At 38.9% G+C, this 8,830-nt stretch carries 9 protein-coding genes and 1 pseudogene; 9 read left to right on the forward strand and 1 reads right to left on the reverse strand.

What is annotated here, in order from left to right:
* Window positions 1-767: aminotransferase class IV (locus tag Q0X72_RS03620; protein WP_297762143.1), on the reverse strand; the 767-nt coding region annotated here is incomplete at its 3' end.
* Window positions 768-872: 105 nt separating this feature from the next.
* Here Q0X72_RS03620 and Q0X72_RS03625 point away from each other — a divergent pair.
* From Q0X72_RS03625 to Q0X72_RS03665, 9 genes and pseudogenes are all read left to right on the forward strand, one after another.
* Window positions 873-1,376 carry a DUF4920 domain-containing protein gene (locus Q0X72_RS03625; protein ID WP_297762105.1) on the forward strand — a complete coding sequence of 168 codons (504 nt, stop codon included), beginning with the start codon at window positions 873-875 and terminating at the stop codon, window positions 1,374-1,376.
* A gap of 1 nt (window position 1,377) precedes the next feature.
* Entirely contained in the window at window positions 1,378-2,046 is a 669-nt protein-coding gene (gene mnmD / locus Q0X72_RS03630; protein WP_297762107.1) for a tRNA (5-methylaminomethyl-2-thiouridine)(34)-methyltransferase MnmD, read from the forward strand.
* Window positions 2,047-2,152: 106 nt separating this feature from the next.
* On the forward strand, window positions 2,153-3,103 hold the full coding sequence (locus Q0X72_RS03635) for a TIGR01777 family oxidoreductase (RefSeq protein WP_297762109.1): 951 nt from the start codon (window positions 2,153-2,155) through the stop codon (window positions 3,101-3,103).
* 143 nt (window positions 3,104-3,246) lie between these two features.
* The gene (locus Q0X72_RS03640) at window positions 3,247-3,828 is read left to right on the forward strand and encodes a nucleotide exchange factor GrpE (RefSeq protein WP_297762110.1); all 582 of its coding nucleotides are present in this window, start codon (window positions 3,247-3,249) and stop codon (window positions 3,826-3,828) included.
* A 9-nt stretch (window positions 3,829-3,837) separates the two neighbouring features.
* A complete protein-coding gene (gene dnaJ / locus Q0X72_RS03645; protein WP_297762112.1) occupies window positions 3,838-4,950 on the forward strand; it encodes a molecular chaperone DnaJ in 1,113 nt (370 codons plus the stop codon).
* A gap of 320 nt (window positions 4,951-5,270) precedes the next feature.
* A complete protein-coding gene (locus tag Q0X72_RS03650) occupies window positions 5,271-6,206 on the forward strand; it encodes an ABC transporter ATP-binding protein (RefSeq protein WP_297762114.1) in 936 nt (311 codons plus the stop codon).
* On the forward strand, window positions 6,199-7,536 hold the full coding sequence (locus Q0X72_RS03655) for an ABC transporter permease (RefSeq protein WP_297762116.1): 1,338 nt from the start codon (window positions 6,199-6,201) through the stop codon (window positions 7,534-7,536). The genes Q0X72_RS03650 and Q0X72_RS03655 overlap by 8 nt, the downstream gene beginning before the upstream one ends.
* 1 nt (window position 7,537) lies before the next feature.
* Window positions 7,538-8,437, forward strand: a complete 900-nt coding sequence (locus Q0X72_RS03660; RefSeq protein ID WP_297762119.1) for a mechanosensitive ion channel domain-containing protein — start codon at window positions 7,538-7,540, stop codon at window positions 8,435-8,437.
* Between the two features lie 118 nt (window positions 8,438-8,555).
* Window positions 8,556-8,830, forward strand: a pseudogene (locus Q0X72_RS03665) (response regulator); the annotation flags it as partial.

The raw sequence follows: 8,830 nt of genomic DNA on the forward strand, positions 1-8,830 counted from the left end.
AGGATACGGTCACTCACAGGACTCGTAAGCAAGGTATCGTTGATACGCGTAAAGATGTTCATGGATCCAGCCTCTTCTATGTACTCATGTGTATTGTCATCTGTCCATACAACTTGTTGATATCCCTTCGCTACGGCCAGTTGAGTGGGGTAGAATTGGCTGGCATAATTTCCTCCTGCTTTGGCATATCCCACTCCTCCATTGGCGGCTCTTGAATATTTTTCTTCAATCAACACCTTTAATTTACCCGAAAAATAAGGTCCTGATGGGGCACATACGATCATAAATTTATATTGATCTGCCGGAGAGGCATGTAATCCTTTGCCCGATGCAAAAATAAAAGGCCGTATATACAAGGAACTACCTGGAGTTGTTGGGATCCAATCTTTCTCCACCTGCAAAAGGGTCTTGAGTCCTTCCATAAAGATGTCCTTAGGGAGCTCCGGAATAGAAATCCTTTTGGAAGAGATATTCAATCTTTTTTGATTTTCTTCCGGCCTAAAGAGCCAAACATGACCATCTGAATCTTTATATGCTTTCATTCCTTCAAAAACTGATTGGCCGTAATGGAATATTTTGGCAGCCGGATCAAGGGTTATACCTTGATAAGGAATTACCTTTGGCACTTGCCATGCTCCATTGGCATAATCGCATTCCAGCATATGATCTGAGTGAACTTTGCCAAAGGGCAGATTGGAAAAATCTACCTGGGAAATTCTAGACGTTTTAACTTTTTCAACAGTAATGTTCGTAACGTTGGTCTCCATCATCTTATTTTTACGATTCAAAATTAATCATTTATGCCCTCTTGTTCCTTCTTTTTTCGCCGAAAAATCGCCAGTTTTGTAGAGTAATTATAAATCATATCAAAAATGAAAGGATTTAACATAATCATTGTGATCTTTCTTCTTTTTGGAAGTTGTAAAGAGCAGAATGCACAATCTAAAACTGAGGAAAAGGTTGCTTCAATTAAGGAAATGCAGGTCTTCGGGGAGTCATTTAACTCTGATAATGCTATGAAGGAAGCGGAAATCTCCCGGGCTTTTGAAGATCTGGGTGAAACAGATACGCTTACCACTGCTTTTTATGGTGTAGTAACCGATGTGTGTAAGGCCAAGGGATGTTGGATGAAGGTTTCTTTGGGCGACGGACGGGAAACAATGGTTACTTTTAAGGATTACGGATTTTTTGTCCCGAAAGATATTGTTGGGAAGGAAGTGGTTTTAAGTGGAAAAGGTTTCATCGAGAAAATGAGCGTGAAAGATCAACAACATTTTGCAAAAGACGGAGGAGCATCTGAAGCGGAGATCAGTAAGATCACAGCAGCTAAAGTTACCCGTAGTTTTATTGCAGATGGTGTGATTTTAGAACAATAGGTTGAAGCGTACCATAATTACAACGGCTGATGGATCTAAGACCATCCATTTAGAAGCCTGGAATGAACAATATCATTCAAAGCATGGGGCTGTACAGGAAGCCTATCATGTATTTGTGGATCGTGGATTATCCGCAATCAAAAAGAGCCAAATCTCCATTCTGGAAATAGGTTTTGGTACAGGGCTAAACGCCTTGATCACCTTCTTAGAAGCTACAGCTAAGGGTTTGCAAATAAACTATACGGGAGTAGAAAGATATCCGGTTATTGCAGCCGAGTTAGATCAATTAAATTATATTTCAGAACTCAAGGCGGAAGAATACAATGATCTATTCAGGGCAATGCACAGTTCTTCCTGGGAAGTAGTAACAAAGATCACACCTTATTTCAGGCTGTGCAAACAGCAAAAGGACTTTAAGGAGATCGAGGATGTTCAAGTATACGACCTTATTTATTTCGACGCCTTTGGTGCCAGGGTTCAACCCGAATTATGGACGGAAGAGATATTTCAAATTATGTTTAACTCTTTAAAGAAGAACGGTATACTGGTAACATATGCTGCAAAAGGTAGTGTAAGACGCGCTATGTTAGCGGTTGGCTTCCAAGTAGAGCGGCTTCCTGGACCTCCTGGAAAGCGCGAAATGTTACGAGCAACAAGAATACAAAGCTAGTAGCCCAGGCATGTTAATTTTATAAGTATTAAACAATACTGTTAAACCTAATATAAACCTGAATCATCTCCATCTTAAATCAAATATCTTTACAAAAAAGAGGAGCATGAGTGTTTTGATCGCAGGGGCTACAGGATTGATAGGCAAGGCTGTTACGCGGAAATTTCAGGAACGAAATATTGAAGTCCATTATCTTACAACCCGGAAAGGTAAATTAAAGAAGGAAGAGGGGTTCAAAGGATTTTATTGGGATCCTAAGAATGGAGAAATAGATATGCAATGTTTTGATGGAGTAACGGCAGTAATCAATCTTGCAGGAGCTTCTATTTCACAGCGTTGGACCAGGGCAAACAAAAAGAAGATCATTCGAAGTAGGCTAGACAGTTTACAAACCCTGAGGAAGGCCCTTGAAAAACTTGAGACCAAATCCATAGAATCCTTTGTCGCAGCTTCAGCAATAGGGATATATCCCAATTCATTCGACAGATATTACACAGAAGATGTAACGGACGTAGATCCCAGTTTTCTTGGAGAAGTTGTTTCGCAGTGGGAAGAGGAGATCAATAAATTTTCCAAATTTCCGTTTTCAGTAGCTGCCATCAGAATAGGTTTAGTCCTATCTTCAGATGGCGGTGCTTTGCCAGCAATGGTCAAACCTATAAAATCTTATGTAGGTGCTGCTTTTGGCAGTGGTGAGCAATGGCAATCCTGGATTCACATCGATGACCTGGCAAGACAATTCCTTTTTGTCATTGATCAAGACCTGAAAGGAATCTATAATGGCGTGGCCCCAAATCCGGTGACAAATACGAAACTGATCAGGGAGATCGCAGCTTTGCTAAACCGACCTTTATTTCTTCCTAACATTCCCAAAGGAATAATGCAATTGCTCCTTGGGGATATGTCTTACCTATTATTTGCAAGTCAAAGAGTGAGCAGTAAGAAGATAGAAGAAGAGGGATTTGAATTCTATCACAAAAATATATGTAACGCCCTTAAAAATATTCTCCTCACTGAGGAGCACTCAAGTGACATCTATCAAAAGGAATTCGTTTAATTACAATCACAACTAACATTATAGAGAACATCCTGCGATCAGGATGTTTTTTTGTGACATTTTGACATTTTTAAATAAATGGCAGTACTTTTGCCATCTTCAGGAAGACACCAAGAAGTTTTGTTAGATAAAATGATTCAGAAATGAGTAAAAAAGATAGAATTGAAGAAATGGATGAGATAAAAGACATGATGTCTCAAGACGAAACCTTTGCTAATGAAGAAGTAACAGATAGTATTTCTGAATCTAATGAGGAAGAGGAAGAAGAATCTGCTTCTCCGGAAGAATTGATGGAAATTGAATTAGGAAAGGAAAAAGATAAATTCTTGCGTCTTTTTGCAGAATTTGAAAATTACAAGAAGCGGACATCCAAAGAACGTATTGATCTTTTTAGGACTGCAGGTCAGGAAGTTATAACAGCACTTTTACCCGTTATGGACGATTTTGAAAGGGCTTTAAAGGAGTTGTCTAAATCTTCTGAAAAGGATCTTTTCAAAGGGGTTGAGCTTATTTCTAACAAATTCAAAGAAACACTTAAAGCCAAGGGTCTGGAAGAAATAAAAGCAAAAGAAGGAGACAGTTTTGATGCTGAGATCCATGATGCGATCACTCAGATCCCTGCACCCAGCAAAAAATTAAAAGGTAAGATCATTGATGTGGTGGAAAAAGGATATCGCCTTGGAGATAAAGTGATAAGGCACCCAAAAGTGGTGGTAGGCAATTAAAAAAGGGACATGAAGCAAGACTATTACGAAATATTAGGGCTCAACAAATCTGCTTCTGCGGCTGAGATTAAAAAAGCCTATCGCAAGAAGGCCATTGAATTCCATCCGGATAAGAATCCGGGAGATTCCAAAGCCGAAGAAATGTTTAAAAAGGCGGCTGAAGCCTATGAGATTTTGAGTAATCCCGACAAACGTGCAAGGTATGACCAATACGGACATGCAGCTTTTGAAGGTGGTGGCTTTGGAGGCGGTGGCATGAACATGGAAGACATTTTTAGTCAGTTCGGCGATATCTTTGGCAGTGCCTTTGGGGGTAATTTTGGTGGCTTCGGTGGATTTGGAGGGGGTCAGCGACGTGTAAAAGGGAGCAATCTTCGAATTCGTGTTAAGCTCAGTTTAGAAGAAGTGGCCAATGGTGTAGAAAAGAAAGTAAAAGTAAGACGAAAAGTACAAGCTCCGGGAGTTACTTATAAAACCTGTACTACCTGTAATGGAAACGGGCAGGTTACCAAAATCACCAATACTATTTTAGGAAGAATGCAAACAGCTGCAACCTGTTCTAGCTGCAGTGGTAGTGGTCAAATTATAGACAAACGGCCTGCTGATGCAGATGCGCAAGGGTTAATAATGGCCGAAGAAACTGTTTCTATCAAAATTCCCGCTGGAGTAGAAGAAGGAATGCAACTTAAGGTAAGCGGCAAGGGAAATGAGGCCCCAGGAAATAGTGTGCCCGGAGATCTTTTGGTGGCCATTGAAACCAAAGAACACGACACGCTGAAAAGAGAAGGTGATAATTTACACTATGATCTTTATGTCAGTATTTCTGATGCCGTCCTAGGGACCTCCAAAGAAATAGATACCGTAAGTGGAAAAGTCAGGATAAAATTAGAATCGGGCATACAGTCTGGTAAGATCCTGCGATTACGTGGAAAAGGCATCAATAATATAAATGGGTATGGCAGCGGGGACCTTTTGGTCCATGTAAACGTTTGGACACCTAAGGAATTGAACAAAGAACAACGCGATTTTTTTGAAAAAATGAGTTCTAATGAAAATTTTGAACCCAAGCCTGAAAAATCGGATAAATCATTTTTTGAAAAAGTAAAAGACATGTTTTCTTAAATGAATAAAGAATTCATTTTAAATAAAAAACGTATATTTGGTTTGATATTGGGTAACCAATATTAATTTTCTTTTTCATAGCAATTTTTTTCCCATCCTTAATTCGTTAAGGGTGGGTTTTGCTTTTTCAGGGCTGTGCCAGTATTTAATTGGCCTCATATTTCTTCCTCATTTTGATCAATTCTGAAATATTTCACTTTAAAAGTCCCTATTTTTAACTAGTTACCTTCGTTTTTTATATATCAGTATTTCCCTGAATTATAATATTTAAACTCAAAAGTCTTTTCTTCCAATTCTATATCTTTGGTAAAATTGCATACATGAATTCTATTTTGATCGCCGAGCAGATTACAAAACAGTTCGGTTCTCATTTCGCACTTAAGAATGTCTCTCTTGAAATCCCCACAAACAGTATTTATGGGCTTCTAGGTCCAAATGGTGCAGGTAAAACAACATTACTTCGGATCATCAATCAAATTACCTATCCGGATAGCGGTCATGTTTTATTTAATGGCGAACCTTTAAAGGCGGAACACATTTCCTTGATAGGGTATTTGCCCGAAGAAAGAGGTCTTTATAAGAGCATGAAGGTAGGAGAGCAAGTTATGTATTTAGCGCAGTTGCGAGGACTTTCTAAGGCCGAGGCCAAAAAACGGTTGCTGTATTGGTTTGAGCGATTAGAAATAGGAGACTGGTGGAATAAAAAGATTCAGGAACTTTCCAAGGGAATGGCCCAGAAGATCCAATTTATTGTTACGGTTTTACATGAGCCTAAATTATTGATCTTTGATGAACCCTTCAGCGGGTTCGATCCAATTAACGCCAATATTATAAAAGAAGAGATCTTACATTTGAAGGAACGCGGAACCTCCATTATATTTTCTACCCACCGAATGGAATCTGTAGAAGAGATCTGCGAATATATTGCGCTGCTGCATAATGCTGAAAAGATCCTGGACGGAAAGCTATCCGATATTAAAAAGCAATACAAGAATAATATCTTTAATGTTGGTATGGCCATACAGGAGGGTGAAACCTTTATTAATGAACTTGCGCAAAAGTTTCAGATAACATCTTCTGCGTATGATAAAGCTCAGGCAGAGCTTCAATTTCAAATACAATTACCTTCAGAAGATACACGTCATCTTCTAAATCACTTGTCGTCCAGAGGAACAGTCCATAATTTTGTGGAAACCATCCCTTCGGCCAACGATATTTTTATAAAAACGGTTCAAAGTAAATCTGTCCATGAGTAAATTAGGGTTAATTATAAAAAGAGAATACCTGGCAAAAGTGCGGAACAAGTCTTTTGTGATCATGACCTTTTTGAGTCCGATTTTAATGGTGGGTATGGTGGTTCTCATTGCCTATCTCACAAAGATCAACGATAGTGAGACCCGGGTCGTCAGTGTGTTAAATGAAAGCAATTATTTTTCTACAGATTTTGGATCTACCGAGAGTACTTCTTATGTGGTTTTTAAAGATTTAAACCTGGAAGAAGCAAAAGACTCTACCCTGGCACTAAACTTTTACGGACTTCTCTATATACCCGAAGGAAAAACCGTTGAAGATGTGGCTAAAAGGGCTTACTTCTTCACAAAAGAAGCACCTAATTCTAGTGTTATAGACAAGCTAGATGCTGTATTTCAGGAACGCTTACGACAAGAGAAGTTAGTAGATCTTGGGGTCTCCGCTCAGGAATTTGAGGCCATAGAATCTGGTTTTCAACTGCAAACAGAAACCTTTGAAGGGATTCAAAATTTAAAAGGGATCAATGAAATCAAAGCGATCATTGGAGGTGGATTTGGATATTTGATCATGATGTTTATTATCATTTATGGTGGCTTTGTCATGCGAAGTGTCATTGAAGAAAAAACATCTAGAATCATAGAAGTGATCATATCTTCTGTAAAGCCATTTCAACTTATGATGGGCAAGATCATTGGCACTTCCCTGGCTGGACTTACGCAATTTGCTATCTGGATTTTTTCAGCAAGCTTGTTGCTCTTTGTGGTAATGTCTTTCCTTGGTTTGGATACTTCCGGCCTTCAGAATGCCGCTGTTCTGCCAGGTGCTTCAGTTAACAGTATGCCCGCTATGCCTTCGGAGCTAAATGAAATGCAAATGTACGCCAATGAGCTCATGCAAATACCGTGGGCTATGCTGATCTTCTTTTTTATGATCTATTTTATTTTGGGATACCTTATATACAGTTCTATCTATGCGGCCATTGGAGCGGCTGTTGATAATGAAACAGATACACAACAATTTATATTTCCAATTATTTTACCTTTAATGCTGGCTATTTATGTGGGATTCTTTTCTGTTTTTGGAAATCCACATGGACCCATAGCTGTCGGATTTTCGCTTTTTCCGCTTACTTCCCCTATTGTAATGCTCATGCGTCTACCGGGGGGAATTGGCGATGGGGGAGTACCCATCTGGCAATTGATCCTTTCCATTGCCATGTTGGTTGGGACCTTTATTGGGATCGTTTGGTTGGCGGCAAAGATATACAGGGTTGGTATCCTTATGTATGGTAAAAAACCGAGTTACAAGGAATTGTTTAAATGGTTAAAATATTAAGATGGAAAAGCTAAGGAACTTTTTTTCAAAATTCAACGATATTCTTTCCTATCAGATCTATGATAGTGAGAGCATTCACATCACCGTAGGTACATTTCTGAGTATTGTGATAGCGGTCATTGTAGTGACCTATTTGCTTCGGATCGTTCACACTGTTGTAGTAAAAAAATTACCGGAATCTGATAAAAATAAGTTTGTCAGCATCTTTTCCTTTCTAAAATATTTGTTTTACATTCTTGTGATCATTATAATTCTCCATACTTCTGGGGTAAATCTTACAGTACTCCTAACAGCCTCTGCAGCTTTATTCGTGGGCTTGGGGTTTGCGCTTCAAAACCTTTTTCAGGATATTATTTCCGGTATTCTTATGATTCTTGATCAATCTATTCATGTGGGTGATATCATAGAAGTAGAAGGAAAAGTAGGCAAGGTGTTCGAGATACGTTTGAGAAGTACCAGGGCCATTACCAGAGATGACAAAGTGATCATTATTCCGAATCATATCTTTTTAACCAATACAATTTACAACCATACCCAGAATCATAATATGACACGGGAATCGCTTATAGTTGGCGTGGCTTATGGGAGTGATGTGGCACTGGTTACCAAAATATTGTTAGATGCTGTAAGTCATCAAAAAGGCGTATTGAAATCACCGGAGGCTTTTGTGCAGTTCGATGATTTTGGTGACTCAGCACTGATTTTTTCACTTAATTTTTTTATTTCGAATAGTTTTGCAGTGCCCAGGATGAGAAGCGAAATGAGGTATAATATTGATGAACAATTCAGGAAAAATGGTGTCACCATTCCGTTTCCTCAGCGAGATGTACATGTTTTTCAACAAAGTCCGTTCCTTCATCAGAATACCTCAACTATGCCAGAGTCAGGACAAGTGATATAACGATGCAGCTTCCTATTTGTATTAGGATGAAAAAGATCTATAATACCTGGCACCGTTTTTGAAAAGAAGTAAAACATAGCGATCTCATTAAAGATTCGGTATTAAACAATAATAAAACATGCCAAAAATATTAGTTATTGAAGATGAAGCTGCCATTCGCAGGGTATTGGTTAAAATTCTTTCTGAAGAAAATGATAGTTATCAATTAGCGGAGGCAGAAGATGGGCAAAAAGGCCTGGATATGATCAAAAAGAACGATTATGACCTGGCTCTTTGCGATATTAAAATGCCCAAAATGGACGGTGTGGAAGTTCTTCAAGCGGCTAGAAAAATTAAACCAGAGATCCCTTTGATCATGATCTCTGGCCATGGTGACTTGGATACTGCGGTCAA

The sequence above is a fragment of the uncultured Muriicola sp. genome, from assembly GCF_947258935.1.
Classification (GTDB): Bacteria; Bacteroidota; Bacteroidia; order Flavobacteriales; family Flavobacteriaceae; genus Muriicola.

Bases quoted from the DNA above. Each gene is read 5' to 3' on its own strand.
- dnaJ (WP_297762112.1), top strand. From the start codon at position 3,838: ATGAAGCAAGACTATTACGAAATATTAGGGCTCAACAAATCTGCTTCT.
- Q0X72_RS03650 (WP_297762114.1), top strand. From the start codon at position 5,271: ATGAATTCTATTTTGATCGCCGAGCAGATTACAAAACAGTTCGGTTCT.
- Q0X72_RS03655 (WP_297762116.1), top strand. From the start codon at position 6,199: ATGAGTAAATTAGGGTTAATTATAAAAAGAGAATACCTGGCAAAAGTG.
- Q0X72_RS03635 (WP_297762109.1), top strand. From the start codon at position 2,153: ATGAGTGTTTTGATCGCAGGGGCTACAGGATTGATAGGCAAGGCTGTT.
- Q0X72_RS03660 (WP_297762119.1), top strand. From the start codon at position 7,538: ATGGAAAAGCTAAGGAACTTTTTTTCAAAATTCAACGATATTCTTTCC.
- Q0X72_RS03640 (WP_297762110.1), top strand. From the start codon at position 3,247: ATGAGTAAAAAAGATAGAATTGAAGAAATGGATGAGATAAAAGACATG.
- Q0X72_RS03625 (WP_297762105.1), top strand. From the start codon at position 873: ATGAAAGGATTTAACATAATCATTGTGATCTTTCTTCTTTTTGGAAGT.